The organism is Curtobacterium phyllosphaerae (assembly GCF_049341865.1).
Taxonomy (GTDB): domain Bacteria; phylum Actinomycetota; class Actinomycetes; order Actinomycetales; family Microbacteriaceae; genus Curtobacterium; species Curtobacterium phyllosphaerae.
Genome location: NZ_JBMPIU010000001.1, coordinates 57,909 through 74,488, shown reverse-complemented (window position 1 = coordinate 74,488; position 16,580 = coordinate 57,909). Strand labels below are relative to the sequence as shown.

Sequence of the window (16,580 nt, the reverse complement as noted above, 5' to 3'; positions counted from 1 at the left end):
CGCGTCAGCCGGGTGGCGTCCACACACATCTCCCGAACAGCACCCGCGCATGTCTCCGAGGCCGCGCCGGCGGTTGCGCACCCGACGAAGGAACGGTCGGCCCTCACGGAGTACGCCACTCCGCCGCGCGAGACCATCGGGCTCGCTCCCGCCGACGACCCGGCGAACGCCCGCCTCGACCGCTGCATCGCAGACCATTCCGCACCCGCCACTGCTGCCCCGTCCGGCAATGCGCTCGTCGGCCCGGCATCCGCTGCCGAGGCGTGCGCGCAGATCGCATCGAGGCATTCTGCGCTCCCCTCGCACCGAAGCCGGCGTGGGAGCTCGACCGGAGAAACCCGGACGCAGTGCCGTTCGCTGAGGCGGTCGTCGCCGAGCTACGCGCCGATGGCGTCGCCGAAGTCACAATCGCGCCCGACGACGGTGACGGTCGGATCGGGTTCGCGTTCGGCGGTGCCGCCGACGACACACGCTCGATCGAGCTCGGCATGGCGCTGCTGCCGAAGGTCGAGCGCACCGTCGCCAGCCGCTGAGGGCACGCCGGGGTGTGCGAGGCCACCGTCTGTCGCCGACGGGCGGCGGCCCCTGCCCGCGCGGCCGCGGGGCCTGCGAGGGTTTGCGCACGGATGAGATCCCGCTCGGACTCATCTGGCGCAGCGAAGACATGGAACACGATCCGACCGCCAGGCGAGGTGGTGTCGATCGTATGGTGCGGCTGCGCCGCGCTCCGCCTTCGTCCGTTCTCAGGACTTCCGTACAGAATTCGTACACGATCCTGACCGGTGACGCACCTGGCTGCGGAACGATCATCGGTATGGACTTCCCCGCAGCCGCACCCCACGCGCTGCCCACCCACACCGGCCGGCACGCATGAGCACCCGAGCATCGAGGAGACGGGTGCACACACGGCGGCAGCGGGCGGTCGTGCTCGGTGTCGCCGCAGCCGTCGTCGCGGCGGCGGCCGTCGTCGGGGTGTCCCTGACGCACGGGAGCACGATCGACCGAGCCGCGGCGGGCACCGACCGGAGCACACGCACCGCGACGACCGCTCCGCACTCGATGTCCGCGGCGCGACCTGCGCCGACGTCGACAGCGGCACCAGCCCGGACACCCGCGCCGACACCGCGGGCAGCCGACAGCGCGCCGATCGTCGACGACGACACCATGGTGACCATCGGGGACTCCATCATGGCCGGCTACGGGCTCGACGACGCGACCGTCGGGTCGTGGCCGGCACTCGTCGGGACCGCGACGGGCGCACCCGTCGTGAACGACTCCTGCAGCGGCGCGGGTTTCATCGCCGTCGGGGACTGCGGCACCGACTTCGCGGGCCTGCTCCCGACCGCCGTCGCAGCGCACCCCGGGGTGCTCGTCGTACAGTCCTCGGACAACGACCTCGGCCAGGACCCGGACGAGCTCGCCGCCGCGACGGCGCAGACCGTGCAGAGCCTGCATGCGGCGATGCCCGACGCCCGCATCGTCGGCCTGTCGACCCTGTGGGACCAGCCCGGGACCGTTCCCGCCGAGGTCGCCCAGTCCAGTGCCGACCTGCAGGACGCCGTGACGGCCGTCGGCGGCACGTACATCGACGTCGGTCAGCCGCTCGTCGGACAGGACACGCTCCTCCAGTCCGACAGCGAACACCCCACCGACAGCGGTCAGGAGGTCCTCGCCGCTGCGATCCTCGCCGATCTCCGGAGCGCCGGCGTCTGAGTCGACGTGGAGGACCGCCCCGGCAGCGATCCGGGCTCGCCGCCGCGTGGACCGGTCAGGACGTGTCCGCTTCTCGGGGCAGGATGCAGACATGACCGGAACGTCGTCGCGCATGCTCGTGCTGCTCTCCCTGCTGCAGTCGCGTCGCGACTGGCCGGGCCAGCTCCTCGCCGACCGCCTGGGTGTCAGCGACCGCACGGTCCGTCGCGACGTCGATCGGCTCCGGGAACTCGGCTACCGGATCGCCGCCGCGAAGGGACCCGACGGCGGGTACCGCCTCGAGGCGGGGTCCGAGCTGCCGCCGCTGCTGTTCGACGACGAGCAGGCCATCGCGCTCGCGGTCGCGCTGCAGACCGCCGCGACGAGCAGCGCCGGGTTCGAGGAGTCCGCCCTCCGGGCGCTGACGACGGTCCGGCAGGTGCTGCCCGCGCGACTCCGGCACCGGATCGACGCGCTCGACGTCACCGCGGTCCCGAACCGTGCCGCCGTGTCGGTCGACCCCGCGGTGCTCGTGGTCCTCGGTGCGGCGGTGCACGCGCACGAGATCGTCCGGTTCGACTACGCCACACCGGCCGACACCCACGCCACACCGGCCGACACCCACGCCACACCGGCCGGCGTCCCGCTCCCCCGCCGCGTCGAGCCGCACCACGTCGTCGCCCGCAACGGCCGCTGGTACCTCGTCGCATGGGACCTCGACCGCGCGGACTGGCGGACCTACCGCGTGGACCGGATCACCCCGCGAACGCACACCGGCCCCCGGTTCGACCCCGCCGCCCGCGTGCTCCCGGGCGGCGACGTGGCGACGTTCCTCGGCGCCCGGTCCAAGGGCGCGGACACGAGCACCCCCGCCGTCGCGGACGAGTGGCCCTGCCGCGGCGAGGTGCTCCTGACCGCGCCGGCTGCGGCGATCCGGCCGTACCTCACCGAGGGCCGTGTCGAGGACCTCGGGGACGGCCGCTGTCGCCTCGCCCTCGGCGCCTGGTCGTGGCCGGCCCTCGCCGCGCGGATCGGTCAGTTCGACGCAGACGTCCAGGTGGTCGGCCCGCCGGAACTCGCCGACGCGTTCGCCGGCCTCGCGCGGCGGTACGCTGCCGCCGGCAGCGTCGGCGACCGGACGACCTCCACCGGGGAGCCGACATGAGGACGATCGCGCTCGCGCAGCGTCGGACCCTGGTCGCACGTCGACACCATCTGCTCGGCGACGCGACGACCACGGAGCAGGTCGCCCGCGCCGTCCTCGCGCTGCACGCCACCGACCCGGCGAGCGTGTTCCTCGCCGTCCTCGCCCGGAGCGCCACGACGACCATCGTGGACGCGCTCGACGCGATGTACGCCGAGCGCACCCTGGTCCGGTGGATGGCGATGCGGCGCACCCTGTTCGTGTTCCCCCGTGACCGCGTCCCGGTGTTCCAGGCCGCGGTGAGCCGTCCGCTCGCGGCGACGCTCCGCCGGCGTCTCACGAGCACGATCGCACGGAACGGCACCGTCCCCGCGATCGACGGTGATCCGGGCGCCTGGATCGAGTCGGTCGAGGCGGGCGTCGAGCGAGCGATCCGCACCCTCGGCACGGCGTCGGGCGCCCAGCTCAGCGCGGCCGAACCCCGGCTCCGCACGGCGATCACACCGCGCGCGCCCTCCGACCTGCCGATGAACGTGACGAGCCCGCTCCTCGTCGTGATGAGCACCGAGGGCCGACTCGTCCGCGGCGGTGCGGTCGGCACCTGGACGACACGTGCGCACCGGTGGGAGCCGGTCGACGCGTGGTGGCCGGACGGACTCCCGTCCCTCGACACCGCCGGCGCCCAGGTCGAGGTCGCCCGCGCGTGGTTGACGGCGTTCGGACCCGCACCGGTCGCCGACCTGGAGTGGTGGACCGGCTGGACGAAGACCGCCGTCCGCGCCGCACTGGGTGCGCTGCCGGTGCTCGAGGTCGACCTCGCGGGGACGGCGGGTGTGATGCTCGACGAGCCGGTGCTGCACGAGGAACTCGACCGTGCTGCGACGCCGGACGACCCCGTCGCGACGCTCCTGCCGTGTCTCGACCCGACACCGATGGGGTGGAAGGACCGGGGCTGGCTGTTCGGGACGGATCCCGATGCGCTGCACGACCGGAACGGGAACCTCGGTGCCACCGTGTGGTGGGACGGCGAGGTCGTCGGCGGATGGGGGACGGCGGCCTCCGGCGAGGTGCGGACCCGCGTCGTCGTGGACCGCGGTCGCGCCGCCGCGGACGCCGTCGAACGAGCCGCCGCCACGCTGCAGCAGCGGATCGACGGAGCGGTCGTCACGCCCGCCTTCCGGACGCCGCTGGAGCGTGCACTCACGGCGTGAGCGAGCGCCGGCCTGGAGGGACGGGGGGGCCGGACACCGCGCCTCCCGTCCGGTGGGCGGTGCGGCTACGCGCGACGGCCGCGGATCCGGAGCACCCGGACGCCGGCCGCGTCGAGCGCGGCGAGACCGGCACGGAGGCGGAACTGCCGCCACGGACGCCGCCGGGTGGCCGGCGTGATCGCCGACTCGACCTGGTGCAGGATCTCCCGGCTCAGGAGCCGTTCGAGCTTGTCCGGCGCGAGTTCGGTGACGCCCTTGACCGTCACCGCGATGACGACCGAACTCGGGGCGAGGAGCGGATCGAGTCGCGCGGCGAGCTCGAAGGCCCGTGCGAGCGGCGAGGTCGAGCCCCGGCGACGGATGGCGAGGACCCCGAGCCGTGCCGTGTGCGGTCCGACCGGGATGCTCGTCGCGCCGTCCTCGACGACGGCGACCTCGAGCCCCCGCCGGTCGGCTCCCGCCCGGAGCGCCGCGATGAGGTCGGTGGCGTCGCCCGCGAGGAGTGCTGGCGTCGCGAGGATCTGCTCCTCGGTCAGCTGGGCGAACAGTCCGGTCGGCGGGGCCGTGACGGGGACGGCTCCGGACTCGTCGGCGCCGGGGTCATGCGTGCTCATCGGGTCTCCTCCGGACACCCCCCACCATCCTCTCTCCGGCGGTGTCGTGCCCGGATCCGACTCAGCGGCGACCGTCCGGCTGCCCGGTCTCGACGCGACTCGGACGGAACCGCCGGAGCCGAAGACTGTTCGTGACGACGAACACGCTCGACAGCGCCATCGCGGCACCGGCGAACAGCGGGTTGAGGAGCCCGAGCATGGCGATCGGCAACGCGGCGACGTTGTACGCGAACGCCCAGAACAGGTTCCCGCGGATCGTCCCGAGGGTCCGCCGGGCCAGTCGGATCGCGTCGACCACGACCCCGAGCTCGCCGGACACCACCGTCAGGTCGCTCGCCGCGATCGCCGCATCAGTGCCGCCGCCCATCGCGATCCCGAGGTCGGCCGCCGCGAGGGCCGCCGCGTCGTTCACCCCGTCGCCCACCATCGCGACCACGCGTCCCTCGGCCTGCAACGCACGGACGGTGTCGAGCTTGCCGCGCGGCGTCGCCCCGGCGACCACGCGGTCGATGCCGACCTGTTGCGCCACCCGATCGGCCGCGCCCCGGTTGTCCCCGGTGAGCAGCACGGGAGCGAGGCCGAGGTCGCGGAACGCGCGGACTGCGCCGGCAGCACCGGGCTTGACGTCGTCGCCCACGCTGACGTACCCGCGCACCGCGCCGTCGACCGCCACCGCGACCACCGTGGCGCCGGACCGTTCGCACTCGGTGATCCGGGCCTCCAGTCCGTCCGGGATCGCGACCACCCAGTCGGACGCGAGCCAGCCGAGTCGGCCGACGAGGACGGCACGGCCGCCGACGACGGCCTCGACCCCGCCGCCGGCGGAGGCGTGGAACCCGTCCGCGTCCGGCAGCGGCGCGGGCGCGGCACCGACGATGGCGCGTGCGACCGGGTGCTCGGACCCGTGCTCGGCAGCCGCCGCGAGCGTGTGGAGCTCGTCGACGGTCCCGCTGAGCGCCACGACGTCCTGCACCGTCATCCGCCCGGTGGTGACGGTGCCGGTCTTGTCGAGCAGGATCGTGTCGACCCGCCGGGTCTGTTCGAGCACCTGCGGCCCGCGGATCAGGATGCCGAGCTGCGAACCGCGGCCCGTCCCGACGAGCAGCGCCGTGGGGGTGGCGAGCCCGAGGGCACACGGGCACGCGATGACGAGGGTCGCGACGGCGGCACCGAACGCCTGCTCGGCGCTCCCCCCGGCCACGAGCCACCCGACGAGCGCGACGACGGCGAGTCCGATCACCACGGGGACGAACACGGCCGACACCCGGTCGGCGAGCCGCTGGACGTCCGCCTTGCCGGCCTGTGCCTCGGCGACGAGTCGGCCCATCCGGGCGAGCTCGGTGTCGGCGCCGACGCGGGTGATCCGGATGACGAGGCGCCCGCCGACGTTGATGGTCGCACCGACGACGCGGTCGTCGACGCCGACCTCCACCGGCACCGACTCCCCGGTGAGCATCGCGAGGTCCACGGCCGACGAGCCGTCCACGACGAGGCCGTCCGACGGGATCGCCTCGCCCGGGCGGACCACCACCGTGTCGCCGACCTGGAGGCGCGACGCCGGTTCCCGACGTTCCGTCCCGTCGCGCAGGACGGTCGCCTCCGTCGCACCGAGTTCGAGGAGCGCGCGGAGCGCCGCTCCCGAGCTCGCCTTGGCGCGCGTCTCGATGTACCGCCCGGCGAGGATGAACACGGTGACCGCGGTCGCGACCTCGAGGTAGACCTCGCTCGCGCCGTCGCCACCAGCCGCGGTCGGGCTGAAGGTCATGTGCATGCCACGATCGCCCGCTCCGCCGAGGAACAGCGCGTACAGGGACCAGCCGAACGCAGCGACGACGCCGACGCTCACGAGGGTGTCCATCGTCGCGGCACCGTGCCGCGCGTTCACGGCTGCGGCACGGTGGAACGGCCAGGCACCCCAGACCGCGACGGGAGCCGCGAGGACGAGGGCGAGCCACTGCCAGTTCGCGAACTGGATCGCGGGGACCATGGACAGTACGACGACGGGGACCGTCAGGGCGGTGACGACGAGGAGGCGATGACGGTCGTCGCGGGTCCCGTCGCGAGCACTGGACGTCGGATCCGAGCCGGCCTCGTGCTCCGGCGGCAACGGGACGCTCGCGCCGTACCCCGCGGACTCGACGGTCGCGATCAAGGCGGTGTCGTCGGTGTCCGACGGCGCGAGGACGCTCGCCTTCTCGGTGGCGTAGTTGACCGATGCCTGGACACCGGGGAGCTTGTTGAGTCTGCGCTCGATGCGGTTCGCGCACGAGGCGCAGGTCATCCCGGTGAGGTCGAGCTCGACGGCGCGGGTCCGGGGGTCGGTCGACGCTGCGGTGTCGGTCATCGTGACGCCAGCGCGTATCCCGCTTCCTCGATGGCGGCGCGGAGGGCGTCGTCGTCCGGCGGAGTCGACGCGGAGACGGTCACGGCGGACTCACCGCCGGCCACGAGGTCGACGGCGACGGACTCGACGCCCGGGACCTCGGACAGTTCCTCGGTGACGCTCCGCACGCAGTGCTCGCAGGTCATGCCGGTCACGAGGAGGGTGATGTCGGTGGTCATGCTGGTTCCTTCCGGGAGTGGTGCGCGGTCATGAGCGGACGAGGCGGGCGATCGCATCGCCGGCTTCGCGGAGCTTGGCCTGCGCGACCTCGCCGCCCTCGGCGGTGGCCTCGGCGACGCAGTGCGCGAGGTGGTCCTGCACGAGGACGAGCGCGACGTTCTCGAGCGCCCTGGTCGCGGCCGACACCTGGGTGAGGATGTCGATGCAGTAGGTCTCGTTCTCGACCATCCTGGCGATCCCGCGCACCTGGCCCTCGGCGCGGTTCAGGCGCTTGAGCAGGGCGTCCTTGTCCTCGACGTACCCGACGTGGTCACTCATCGCTGCTCCTCGTGGACGTGGTGTGCCCGTGGTCCGATCGTATACCTCCCCGGGGTACCCTGCAACGGTCGGGCGGGGTAGCGTGCGTCGCATGCCGAACAACCGGATGAACGGGATCAAGAAACCCGACATGTACGAGGAGCTCCGCAAGGAGGGCAACTCGAAGGAGAAGTCCGCTCGCATCTCGAACGCGATGGCCGCCCGGGGCGAGGAGTCCGTCGCGGCCAAGGGCGGGGAGAGCGGCTCCTACGACGACTGGACCGTGGCGGACCTCCGCGGGCGTGCGAAGGAGCTCGGGCTCACCGGGTACTCGTCGATGCGCAAGGACGACCTCGTCGCGGCGCTCCGCGAGCACTGAGCGGCGTCCGTCGGAGCACGTAGACTCGGCCCTCCGACCGCCCAGCACATGCTGCGCGCGCGAACGACGACGAGGTGACGCCATGGCTGGCAGATGGCACGACTGGTACGCGCGGTGGAACCGGACCCTCATCGCGAAGATGGGGCCCGCGCAGGTCGGCGCAGGTCACCCGGAGGGGCCCGACGACCGCAGCGTCGACCGTCCGTGCCCGATCTGTCACGCTCCACTCTCCGAGCACCGGATCGAACGGCGCGACGGCCAGTACGCTTCCTCGACCCTGCACTGCCCGACGCGCTGACCCGGCACCTCAGCCGACGCGCGGCCCGGTGAGCGGCACCTCAGCCGACGCGCGTCTGCCCGGTGGCCGGGTCGCGGGGTGTGCGCGCGGCGTGGTGCAGCCCGTCCGCGAGCCACACCGCGAGGATCGTCGCGAGGACGCTCGCCGACGCCGCCATCCGTCCGGCGACGAGCAGCGACGGGTGGTCGTCCGCGCCGCCGTTCGTCAGCGTGACCAGGGCCGCACCGACACCGATCACGATCGCGATGCCGATCGCCGCGATCAACGCCGCGGTGACGAGCCGGCGTGGGCCCCTGGCGCCGTCACGGTCACCACGGAGGCCACGGTCGACACGGACGCCGAACCCCCGGACGAGCCCGAGCCAGAACAGCACGACCCCGCACGCGCCGACGATGTCGCTGACACGGTGCCACCCGTAGAGCACGGTCTGGTTCGCCACGAGCACCGCGTAGGCCGTGCCGACGAGCAGCACGGCCGGCCGGAACCGCCGCGGCGTGACCATCAGCACGGCGAAGAGCGCCGCGAGGGCGATCGTCGCGTGCCCGGACGGGAACGAGTTCGGGGTGGTGGAACCGGCGATCTCCGGGCGCGCGGCGATACGCTTGAGCAGGGTCGACGTCCCCGCGGACGCGAGCACCACGATCCCGGCTCCGAGACCGACGCCGAGACGCCGCCGTGCTAACCCCACGGCGACGACCACGACGACGAACAACAGGATCACCGGGACCGAGATGACGTTCAACGCGGTGTCCGACCCGAAGAGATCCGTGTCACGCACCCCGCTCAGCGCAGCGTCCTCGAGACGCTGGCCGGTCGGCGTCAGCACGGCCGCCACGTACACGAGAGGCACGATCACGAACCCGAGCGCCGCCAACCCGAACCAGCGTCCCCGACGAGCGCGGGGTGCGCGGACCGGTGTGCGGATCACGGGTGCCCTCCTGCTCGGTGCGGTCGTCGTCGCCGCGGTCGCCCGGCTCGTGGCCGCGCTCCGGCGGCATCGGAGCGGGCCCGGTTCGTCGGAGTCGGTCGGTTCGTCGGAGTCGGTCGGTTCGTCGGTTCCGGGTGGCTCGTCCGGCCCGGCCAGCTCGTCGGGGACTGCTGGACGCGGGTCGTCGGCGCGATTGGGTGCGCCGGGGCCGACCACGATATCGTTCAGTGGCCGGTCGGTTCCTGAGAGCGCCGTCGGGCGTTCCGTCGGCAGAACCGCAGTCCCAGAGGAGTCCGAATTGGCGATCACCGAGCCCGGCCTGGCCGCTTCCCCGAACCGCGGACTCGCCGTCACCGCGGGCACGATGTTCGCGATCTGGGGGATCATGGGCTTCTTCTTCGCGCATGAAGCCGGCCACGCGTTCCTCGGCTCCACCGGCGGCTACCTCTGGAACGCGTTCCTCGTCAACCCGGCCCTCGGAGCGATCTGGACCCTGATGGCAGCCCTGCTGTTCATCAACGCCCTCGCCACCGTCGCCGCGGCACGCAACGCGAACCTCTGGGTCGGCATCGTCTGCCTGTTCCTCGGCGTCTACGGCTTCGTGCTGATGAACACCAGCGCGAACATATTCGCCGCCAACACGACCGACAACGTGTTCCACGTCATCGTCGGCGCGATCCTGGTCCTCACCGCGATCGGCGCGGACAAGGCGAACCTCCGGGCGCTGCGCTCGGCGCGTCGCACGGCGTAGGCCCCGGCGCGGGCGGCTACTGCGCCGTCGACGACCCGGCCGCCGACGACCCGGCGGCTCACGACCCGGCCGCTGACGATCCGGCGGCTCACGACCCGGCCGCCGACGATCCCGCCGGGAGCTCGGTCGCGACGATCCGCGGCGCTTCCGACATGAACCGGCGGACGTCGTTGTCGACGATGATGTCCCTCGGCCGCAGGTCACGGGTCATGTACAGTCCGTCGAGCGTCGTGATGCGGCTCAGGGCGACGTAGGCCTGCCCCGCGCTGAACACCCGGTTCCCGAGGTCGACGACCGCTCGGTCGTACGTCTTGCCCTGCGACTTGTGAATGGTCACCGCCCACGCCAACCGCAGCGGGAACTGCTGGAACTCCCCCACGGTGTCCTTCCGGAGCTCCTTCGTCGATGCCGAGTACGAGTACCGGATCTTCTCCCAGACGCTCGGCTGGACCTCGAACTCCTCGTCATCGACCTCGACCCAGACGGTGTCGCGGATCTTCGTGACGACGCCGATCGTGCCGTTGACCCACCGCTGATCGGAGTCGTTCCGCAGGAACATCACGTGCGCACCGGGCTTCAGCTCGAGGGCCTCGTCCGCGGGGAAGTTCCGGCCACCGAAGTCACCGGACAGTTCTGCCTTGGCCGTCTTGACCTTGCCGGGGAGCTTGTCGAGGGCCGTCTTGTTGATCCGCGCCACGGTGTCGTTCCGCGTCGCCAGCGTGATGGCCCCGTCCGGTGCCGTCCGCGCACCCGCCGTGTTCAGCGCGCCGGCGATGTCGGCCGTCACCCTCCCGTGCCGCACGGCCGTGAGCATCGCGGCGAAGGCGTCGTCCTGTTGCCGGTGGATCTTCGCGAGCTCGATGATGTGCAACGGCGCCTCGACCCACACCGCGGCGTCGAAGAACCACATCGAGCGGTAGTGGTCGGCGAAGTAGGCCCGCTCGTCGGCGTCTCCGGGGACCGGCGGCAGCTGGTACGGATCCCCGAACATGACGACCTGGACTCCACCGAACGGTTCGGTCCGACGTTGCCGTGCCTTGCGGAGCGACCGGTCGATCGCGTCGAGGAGATCGGCATTCACCATCGAGATCTCGTCGATGACGAGGGTGTCGATCGTGTTGAGCAGCTTGCGTGTCTCGGAGTTCTGCTCGATCGCGGAGTCCGCGATGAGGCCGATCGGCAGGCGGAAGAGCGAGTGGATCGTCTGCCCGCCGACGTTCAGCGCCGCGACGCCCGTCGGCGCGCAGATGACGACCTGTTTGGCGGTGTTCCAGGAGAGGTGGTGCAGGAGGGTCGACTTGCCGGTTCCCGCCCGACCGGTGATGAACACGTGGTCGCGCGTGGACTCGATGTAGTCGAAGACGGCCTTCTGTTCCGCCGTCAGTTCGAGCGCCATCAGCGGGGCGCCCTCGTCGTGGTGGCCGGATCGCCGGCGCGGGCAGGACGGGCGGCTCCGGCAGTACGCGCAGCTTCGGCTGTCCCGGCGACCCCGGCTGCCCCGGCGGGTCCAGATGTCCGGGCCATCCCGGCAGCTCCGGCCGTCCCGGCGGCTCCGGCCGGGTCCGCAACGGCCAGGTCGGCGACGTCCGGCCGCGCGGACTCGCGATCTCGGCGGACCACCGTCCACGACACCACGGCGACGAGCGCCGCGAACGCGATCCCGGTGACGATCAGCACGACCCCGCCATGCGCCTGGTCGACGAGCGGCTCGGGACCCCAGGTCCGGCCCATCGCTCCGAACCACCCGGCGTCGACGAGTCCGAGCGGTCCCCGCAACGCGACACCGAGACCGACGAGGCTCGCTCCGACGATGACCGCGCCCCCGATGCGGTACGCTGCCGACCCGCTCGGGCGCCGTGCCCCGGCGGCGACCGGCCGCAACAGGGTGGGCACCGCGACGAGCCCGACGATGAGGAACACGACGTCGACGACGGTGCGGCCGATGCCGTCGCTCGTCGACCACCGGAGCGCCTGGGTGTCGATGTAGGCCCACCACACGCCGGCCAGCAGCACGACCGCCGGGAACGGTTGCGACAGGTACCGGACCGCCGCGTTGTCGACGAGGATGCCGGTCCACTCCCGGACGCCCGTGCTGTCGTCGTCGCGACGATCCACGGCGGTCCGGATCAGGCGGACCGGGGCGGCCGCGTTCGCGAGGACGGGCACCGCGAGCCCCAGGAGCAGGTGCGCGGCGATGTTCGTCGAGATCAGGAACCGGTCGTACAGGTGCAGCCAGCCGTTCGTGGCGACGAGCAGCACCAGGACGCACGCCCCCGCCGCGACGATCCGCGACACCGGCCAGCGCTCCCCTCGACGGCGGAGGCGGACGACCCCAGCGATGTACGCCCCGACGAGCAGGACGGCGAGGAGCAGCCACAGCAGGTCGATGTCCCAGCCCGTCACCCACGTCCAGGGACCGGGTGCGTGCGGCAGCGAGTCGTCGGTGAGGAGCTCCGCAGGTGTCGGATCGGAGGTCTTGCTCAGGGCGATCTGGTCCACCGGCGTCGCCGTCCGCGCGAGCGCCGCGGCGAACCCCGATGCGATGCCCATCACCGCGAGCTCGACGACGACGAGCGTCCAGAACGGGCCCCGCCGGCGCGGGTCCGCCGCGAGCGCACGGATCGTCCGCCGGCGCTGCACCACCCCGAGCACGCCGATCGCGAGGATCGCCGCGACCTTGACCAGGACCAGGACGCCGTACGGACTGAGCAGGCCGCCCCATGCCCCGATCCGGATCGCGGCCGAGGCGTACCCGGACACCGCGACGAGCACGAAGCACCCGAGCGCGATGCTCGAGTACCGACCGACGACCGCGGCGATGCGCTCAGCGGGGAGGAGGTCGCGGACCAGCACGAGGAGGAGCAGCCCGCCGACCCAGAGTGCGGCGCCGACGAGGTGCAGCCCGAGCGCCGTGACCGCGGCGTCGTGGCTGGCCGTCCCTGCTGCGTGGCCCTGCTGTGCCAGCGGGACGAGGCCGATCATCGCGACACCGGCGGTGACGGCGACCATCCCGCGCGACCGCACGGCGAAGCACAGCACCGTGACGACGGCCGCGACGAGCACGGCGACGATCCAGGCGAGACCGAGGTCGGTGCCGGTGAGGAACACGGCGAGCGTCTGGCCGAACTGGGCGTCGACGCCGACCGAGACTCCGGCGACGCTCAGGAAGGTGAGGAAGGTCGTGGCGGCGGCGGCGACGGTCCAGATGCCCGCGGACGCTGCCGTCACGTCGATCGCACGGTTCCACTCCGGCGCCGAGCGGGAGAGGCCGACGACGGTGAGCCCGAGACCGCCGATGGTCGCCGCGGCGCTGAGGTCGAGGACGAGCCGCGCGATCGGCAGCCCGAACCGGACGACCGCGCCGGGGTCCGAGATCGCCGGCGCGTCGGCCGCACCGCCGATGAGCAACGCCACGAGCACGGACACGAACGCCACGAGGAGCAGCACGGCGGGGCCGGTGATGCGGGCGATTCGAGTCACCCGACAAGCCTACGGCCCGCCACCCGGACCACCTGCCGGACGGCGGCGGCCTGTGGAGGGTGCGCCGTGCCTCCAGTCCGGACACGAAGAAGGGGACGGCCGTGGCCGTCCCCTTCTGTCGCTGCGAGCGGAGTTACTTGACCGCGGCCTTGAGCTTCGAGCCCGCGGACACCTTGACGCTGTCCGACGCGGCGATCTCGAGCGCGGCACCCGTCTGCGGGTTGCGGCCCGTGCGCGCGGCGCGGTGGGTCTTCTCGAAGGCGATCCAGCCCGGGATCGTGACCTTCGTGCCGTCGCTGACGGACTTGGAGACGACGGCGAAGAGCGCGTCGACGACACCGTTCACGGCGGCCTGGCTCTGGCCGGACTCCGCCGCGACAGCGGCAACGAGCTCGGTACGGTTCAGTGACTTGTCAGCCATTAGTCCTCCTCGGACTTCTCTGCGGTTGTGAACGGAATACGAGGCGCATCCGATCGGTACAGACCACCAGGCCGAGGGCCCGTGGAACCGCTAGAAACCTACCAGCCACATCGGGCACTTCCCGCCAACTCGCCCGGATCTCCGGGGTTCTCAGGGGTCTGTGTGACTCGTGGGGCGGAAGTGACCGACAATGCGCCTGCATTCACGGCGAACATGGCGAACGCCCTCCGACCAGTCGGTCGGAGGGCGTTCACGACGATCATCCGCGCGTGGTCACCAGGAGCTCTTCGTGATGCCGGGGAGCTCGCCGCGGTGGGCCATGTCGCGGAACCGGACTCGGCTGATGCCGAACTCGGTGAGGACGCCGCGGGGGCGACCGTCGATCGCGTCGCGGTTGCGGTAGCGGATCGGGGAGGCGTCGCGAGGGAGCTTCTGCAGGCCGAGGCGGGCGGCCTCGCGGCTCTCGTCGGTCCCGTTCGGGTCGATGAGCGCCTTCTTCAGCTCGAGACGGCGGGCGGCGTACCGCTCGATGATGACCGCGCGCTGGTTGTTCTTGGCGATCTTGCTCTTCTTGGCCATGCTTAGCGCTCCTCGCGGAAGTCGACGTGCTTGCGGATGACCGGGTCGTACTTCTTCAGCACGAGGCGGTCGGGGTTGTTCCGGCGGTTCTTCTTGGTCACGTAGGTGAACCCGGTGCCCGCGGTGGAACGGAGCTTGATGATCGGACGGACGTCCTGACCTCTCTTGGCCATCAGATCTTCTCCCCACGTGCGAGGAGGTCCTTGACGACGGACTCGATGCCACGAGCGTCGATGACCTTGATGCCCTTCGCGCTCAGCGTCAGCGTCACCTTGCGGCGGAGCGACGGAACGAAGTAGGTCTTCTTCTGCACGTTCGGGTCGAAGCGGCGCTTCGTCCGGCGGTGCGAGTGCGAGATGCTGTGCCCGAAGCCGGGGGTGGCTCCGGTCACCTGGCAGACTGCTGCCATTGTGTCCTCCTGAGATGGTTACCGTGCAGTCGTACGACTGCACCCAAGGTCACTTGCCTGGCGCGCACGCGCTGAGCCTCGATCGACGTCCTTGCGGACGACATCGGGGACCTCGCGAGGGGGTGTGCGCGCCGCCCGACGAGCCGCGGCGTGTGCGACGGCAGGTGGGCGGAACAACGATCCGACGCGCGGGCGCGGCGGACCAAGGGTCAAGCCTACGCGAGGCACGGCCCCGGTCGCAACCACAGGCGGCGCGTGCGGGGCGCGGCCCGGCCGGGGGGGCCGGGCCGGCATCGAGCGTGCACTTCCGCCGCGTTCTCGGGCGGTGGACAGGGCGGAACTGCACGCTCGCGCGAGCGGAGCCTGGGCGGGGGCGCGCGGGGGCTGACGGGCCGGGGGCGGTGCCGACACTGAGTGCGGCCGCCGAGCCCGGCTGCCGGCCCCGCGCGCGGGGGCGGCCCCGCCCGCAGCGGCGGCGGGCCCGACGTCGAGCGTGTAGTTCCGCCGCGTTCTCACGCGGTGGACAGGGCGGAACTGCACCCTCGCGTGGGCGGCGCATGGGCGGCGCTCGAGAGGGGGCGCGCGGTGCCGTCGCTGAGTCCAGCCGCTGGGCGGCGGGGCCGACGCCGAGCGTGCGATTCCGCCGCGTTCTCGGGCGGCGGACAGGGCGGAACTGCACGCTCGCGCAAGTGGCGCCTGGGCGGGGGCTCGCAAGAGCGGCCGGGCCGCGGAGCTGGCCCGGCCGCGCGGCCGACGCGGCGCCGGCCGCGTGGCCGACGCCGAGCGTGCAGTTCCACCCTGTTCTCAGGCGGCGGGCAGGGCGGAATCGCACGCTCGCGCGAGCGCGGCGCGGCCCGCGAGCCCGCACTCAGCGAGCCCGCGCACCCCGGGCGCGCGTCAGGCGCCGCGAGCGGGGCGCGGCGCGATCGCCTCGACGATGCGCGCACCGAGCTCGTCGGGCCGGGTGAACATCGCCCAGTGCCCGGTGGGGATCCCCACGATGCGCAGGTCCTCGGTCGCGACGAGCTCTGCCGCCCACCCAGCACGGGACACGATGCCGGCGGTGATCTCGTCCGAGGCCATCTCGCTCGCCAGGATCGTCGTGGGGATCGCGTGCCGTGCCGGGTCGGTGAACCGGAACGACTGCTCGACGATGCCACCCGGGACCGGGATCGCCCGCGCGGTCATCGTCGCCCAGAGCTCGTCGGTCATCTCGCGGAGCATCGCGTCGCCGAATCCGGAGCGGTCGGGCCACGGGATCTCGCCGTCGACCACCGGGAACTCGTCGTCGACGTGGTCGCCCTCGGGGAACGGTGCGCTGTCGACGTACACGACCGCGGCGAGGCGGGAGGCGCGGCGGTCGGCGGCGACCGACACGACGGTACCGGCAGCCGAGTGGCCGACCAGGGCGATCCCCTCCGCACCCGAGGTCGCACGCGAGGCAGCGTCGACCCGGTCCACGACGGCCTGCACCCAGTCGTCGAACCCGATGCCCGCACGGTCCGCGTCGACGGACTCCTGACCGGGCAGGGACATCGTCTCCACCTCGTGCCCGGCGCGTCGGACGATCGGCACGACGTCGTCCCACGCGCTCGCGTCGAGCCACATCCCCGGGACCATGATCACGTGCATGCGGGCACGATACCGGCGTCCCGCGCCGACGGCGAGGGTCGCGACAGGGCCGTGTCCCGGACGGGAGGCGCGGGGCGGGCGGGCCCTGCGCCTCCCGTCCGCGAGCACGTGGGTCGCGCGGTCGAACGGCTGACCACGGCGGGGCGGCAGCCCGCCGCCGACGGCCCCGCGGGGCGGCAGCC

At 72.7% G+C, this 16,580-nt stretch carries 19 protein-coding genes; 7 read left to right on the top strand and 12 right to left on the bottom strand.

Annotated features, from left to right (window positions below):
* Nucleotides 1–347: 347 nt before the first annotated feature.
* The 4 genes from ACO0E0_RS00385 (at nucleotide 348) to ACO0E0_RS00370 (ending at nucleotide 4,047) form a co-directional block, all read left to right on the top strand.
* Entirely contained in the window at nucleotides 348–533 is a 186-nt protein-coding gene (locus tag ACO0E0_RS00385) for a hypothetical protein (RefSeq protein ID WP_422869331.1), read from the top strand.
* Nucleotides 534–897: 364 nt separating this feature from the next.
* Entirely contained in the window at nucleotides 898–1,713 is an 816-nt protein-coding gene (locus tag ACO0E0_RS00380; protein WP_422869330.1) for an SGNH/GDSL hydrolase family protein, read from the top strand.
* A 91-nt stretch (nucleotides 1,714–1,804) separates the two neighbouring features.
* Nucleotides 1,805–2,857 (top strand): helix-turn-helix transcriptional regulator, encoded by a 1,053-nt coding sequence (locus tag ACO0E0_RS00375; protein WP_422869329.1) that lies wholly within the window; start codon nucleotides 1,805–1,807, stop codon nucleotides 2,855–2,857.
* Nucleotides 2,854–4,047 (top strand): winged helix DNA-binding domain-containing protein, encoded by a 1,194-nt coding sequence (locus ACO0E0_RS00370; protein ID WP_422869327.1) that lies wholly within the window; start codon nucleotides 2,854–2,856, stop codon nucleotides 4,045–4,047. Before ACO0E0_RS00375 ends, ACO0E0_RS00370 begins: the two co-directional genes overlap by 4 nt.
* Nucleotides 4,048–4,112: 65 nt before the next feature.
* Here ACO0E0_RS00370 and ACO0E0_RS00365 read toward each other — a convergent pair whose 3' ends face one another.
* The 4 genes from ACO0E0_RS00365 to ACO0E0_RS00350 form a co-directional block, all read right to left on the bottom strand.
* The gene (locus tag ACO0E0_RS00365) at nucleotides 4,113–4,661 is read right to left on the bottom strand and encodes a hypothetical protein (RefSeq protein WP_422869325.1); all 549 of its coding nucleotides are present in this window, start codon (nucleotides 4,659–4,661) and stop codon (nucleotides 4,113–4,115) included.
* A gap of 61 nt (nucleotides 4,662–4,722) precedes the next feature.
* Nucleotides 4,723–7,005: a heavy metal translocating P-type ATPase gene (locus tag ACO0E0_RS00360; protein WP_422869323.1), complete on the bottom strand. Its 2,283-nt coding sequence runs from the start codon at nucleotides 7,003–7,005 to the stop codon at nucleotides 4,723–4,725.
* The gene (locus tag ACO0E0_RS00355) at nucleotides 7,002–7,223 is read right to left on the bottom strand and encodes a heavy-metal-associated domain-containing protein (RefSeq protein WP_422869321.1); all 222 of its coding nucleotides are present in this window, start codon (nucleotides 7,221–7,223) and stop codon (nucleotides 7,002–7,004) included. Before ACO0E0_RS00355 ends, ACO0E0_RS00360 begins: the two co-directional genes overlap by 4 nt.
* A 28-nt stretch (nucleotides 7,224–7,251) precedes the next feature.
* Nucleotides 7,252–7,542, bottom strand: a complete 291-nt coding sequence (locus tag ACO0E0_RS00350) for a metal-sensitive transcriptional regulator (protein ID WP_422869319.1) — start codon at nucleotides 7,540–7,542, stop codon at nucleotides 7,252–7,254.
* Nucleotides 7,543–7,633: 91 nt separating this feature from the next.
* On the opposite strand from ACO0E0_RS00350, the gene ACO0E0_RS00345 reads away from it, so the two are divergent.
* Both ACO0E0_RS00345 and ACO0E0_RS00340 read left to right on the top strand, forming a co-directional pair.
* Nucleotides 7,634–7,900, top strand: coding sequence for a DUF7218 family protein (locus tag ACO0E0_RS00345; RefSeq protein WP_422869318.1), 267 nt, complete (start codon nucleotides 7,634–7,636; stop codon nucleotides 7,898–7,900).
* Between the two features lie 82 nt (nucleotides 7,901–7,982).
* Nucleotides 7,983–8,198 (top strand): hypothetical protein, encoded by a 216-nt coding sequence (locus ACO0E0_RS00340; protein ID WP_422869316.1) that lies wholly within the window; start codon nucleotides 7,983–7,985, stop codon nucleotides 8,196–8,198.
* A gap of 40 nt (nucleotides 8,199–8,238) precedes the next feature.
* On the opposite strand, the gene ACO0E0_RS00335 is transcribed toward ACO0E0_RS00340, so the two are convergent.
* Nucleotides 8,239–9,126 carry a phosphatase PAP2 family protein gene (locus tag ACO0E0_RS00335; RefSeq protein ID WP_422869314.1) on the bottom strand — a complete coding sequence of 296 codons (888 nt, stop codon included), beginning with the start codon at nucleotides 9,124–9,126 and terminating at the stop codon, nucleotides 8,239–8,241.
* 298 nt (nucleotides 9,127–9,424) lie between these two features.
* Between ACO0E0_RS00335 and ACO0E0_RS00330 the strand changes: the two genes are divergently transcribed.
* Complete coding sequence (locus ACO0E0_RS00330; protein ID WP_422869312.1) at nucleotides 9,425–9,877, top strand: DUF4383 domain-containing protein; 453 nt, start codon at nucleotides 9,425–9,427, stop codon at nucleotides 9,875–9,877.
* Nucleotides 9,878–9,965: 88 nt separating this feature from the next.
* Here ACO0E0_RS00330 and ACO0E0_RS00325 read toward each other — a convergent pair whose 3' ends face one another.
* The 7 genes from ACO0E0_RS00325 to ACO0E0_RS00295 all read right to left on the bottom strand — a co-directional run bounded on the left by ACO0E0_RS00325 (nucleotide 9,966) and on the right by ACO0E0_RS00295 (nucleotide 16,398).
* Complete coding sequence (locus ACO0E0_RS00325) at nucleotides 9,966–11,273, bottom strand: ATP-dependent DNA helicase (protein WP_422869310.1); 1,308 nt, start codon at nucleotides 11,271–11,273, stop codon at nucleotides 9,966–9,968.
* Entirely contained in the window at nucleotides 11,273–13,357 is a 2,085-nt protein-coding gene (locus ACO0E0_RS00320) for a bifunctional copper resistance protein CopD/cytochrome c oxidase assembly protein (protein WP_422869308.1), read from the bottom strand. The genes ACO0E0_RS00325 and ACO0E0_RS00320 overlap by 1 nt, the downstream gene beginning before the upstream one ends.
* Nucleotides 13,358–13,490: 133 nt before the next feature.
* On the bottom strand, nucleotides 13,491–13,778 hold the full coding sequence (locus ACO0E0_RS00315; protein WP_422869306.1) for an HU family DNA-binding protein: 288 nt from the start codon (nucleotides 13,776–13,778) through the stop codon (nucleotides 13,491–13,493).
* Nucleotides 13,779–14,051: 273 nt separating this feature from the next.
* Nucleotides 14,052–14,357 carry a 30S ribosomal protein S14 gene (gene rpsN / locus ACO0E0_RS00310; protein WP_422869304.1) on the bottom strand — a complete coding sequence of 102 codons (306 nt, stop codon included), beginning with the start codon at nucleotides 14,355–14,357 and terminating at the stop codon, nucleotides 14,052–14,054.
* Between the two features lie 2 nt (nucleotides 14,358–14,359).
* Complete coding sequence (gene rpmG, locus ACO0E0_RS00305) at nucleotides 14,360–14,530, bottom strand: 50S ribosomal protein L33 (protein ID WP_055954944.1); 171 nt, start codon at nucleotides 14,528–14,530, stop codon at nucleotides 14,360–14,362.
* A complete protein-coding gene (gene rpmB / locus ACO0E0_RS00300; protein ID WP_422869302.1) occupies nucleotides 14,530–14,766 on the bottom strand; it encodes a 50S ribosomal protein L28 in 237 nt (78 codons plus the stop codon). Before rpmB ends, rpmG begins: the two co-directional genes overlap by 1 nt.
* Before the next feature lie 897 nt (nucleotides 14,767–15,663).
* Nucleotides 15,664–16,398 carry an alpha/beta fold hydrolase gene (locus tag ACO0E0_RS00295; protein WP_422869300.1) on the bottom strand — a complete coding sequence of 245 codons (735 nt, stop codon included), beginning with the start codon at nucleotides 16,396–16,398 and terminating at the stop codon, nucleotides 15,664–15,666.
* Nucleotides 16,399–16,580 lie beyond the last annotated feature (182 nt).

Excerpts from the sequence above, each read along its gene's own strand:
- ACO0E0_RS00375 (WP_422869329.1), top strand. The coding sequence starts at position 1,805 with ATGACCGGAACGTCGTCGCGCATGCTCGTGCTGCTCTCCCTGCTGCAG.
- ACO0E0_RS00370 (WP_422869327.1), top strand. The coding sequence starts at position 2,854 with ATGAGGACGATCGCGCTCGCGCAGCGTCGGACCCTGGTCGCACGTCGA.
- ACO0E0_RS00365 (WP_422869325.1), bottom strand. The coding sequence starts at position 4,661 with ATGAGCACGCATGACCCCGGCGCCGACGAGTCCGGAGCCGTCCCCGTC.
- ACO0E0_RS00360 (WP_422869323.1), bottom strand. The coding sequence starts at position 7,005 with ATGACCGACACCGCAGCGTCGACCGACCCCCGGACCCGCGCCGTCGAG.
- ACO0E0_RS00355 (WP_422869321.1), bottom strand. The coding sequence starts at position 7,223 with ATGACCACCGACATCACCCTCCTCGTGACCGGCATGACCTGCGAGCAC.
- ACO0E0_RS00350 (WP_422869319.1), bottom strand. The coding sequence starts at position 7,542 with ATGAGTGACCACGTCGGGTACGTCGAGGACAAGGACGCCCTGCTCAAG.
- ACO0E0_RS00345 (WP_422869318.1), top strand. The coding sequence starts at position 7,634 with ATGCCGAACAACCGGATGAACGGGATCAAGAAACCCGACATGTACGAG.
- ACO0E0_RS00340 (WP_422869316.1), top strand. The coding sequence starts at position 7,983 with ATGGCTGGCAGATGGCACGACTGGTACGCGCGGTGGAACCGGACCCTC.
- ACO0E0_RS00325 (WP_422869310.1), bottom strand. The coding sequence starts at position 11,273 with ATGGCGCTCGAACTGACGGCGGAACAGAAGGCCGTCTTCGACTACATC.
- ACO0E0_RS00315 (WP_422869306.1), bottom strand. The coding sequence starts at position 13,778 with ATGGCTGACAAGTCACTGAACCGTACCGAGCTCGTTGCCGCTGTCGCG.
- rpsN (WP_422869304.1), bottom strand. The coding sequence starts at position 14,357 with ATGGCCAAGAAGAGCAAGATCGCCAAGAACAACCAGCGCGCGGTCATC.
- rpmG (WP_055954944.1), bottom strand. The coding sequence starts at position 14,530 with ATGGCCAAGAGAGGTCAGGACGTCCGTCCGATCATCAAGCTCCGTTCC.
- rpmB (WP_422869302.1), bottom strand. The coding sequence starts at position 14,766 with ATGGCAGCAGTCTGCCAGGTGACCGGAGCCACCCCCGGCTTCGGGCAC.
- ACO0E0_RS00295 (WP_422869300.1), bottom strand. The coding sequence starts at position 16,398 with ATGCACGTGATCATGGTCCCGGGGATGTGGCTCGACGCGAGCGCGTGG.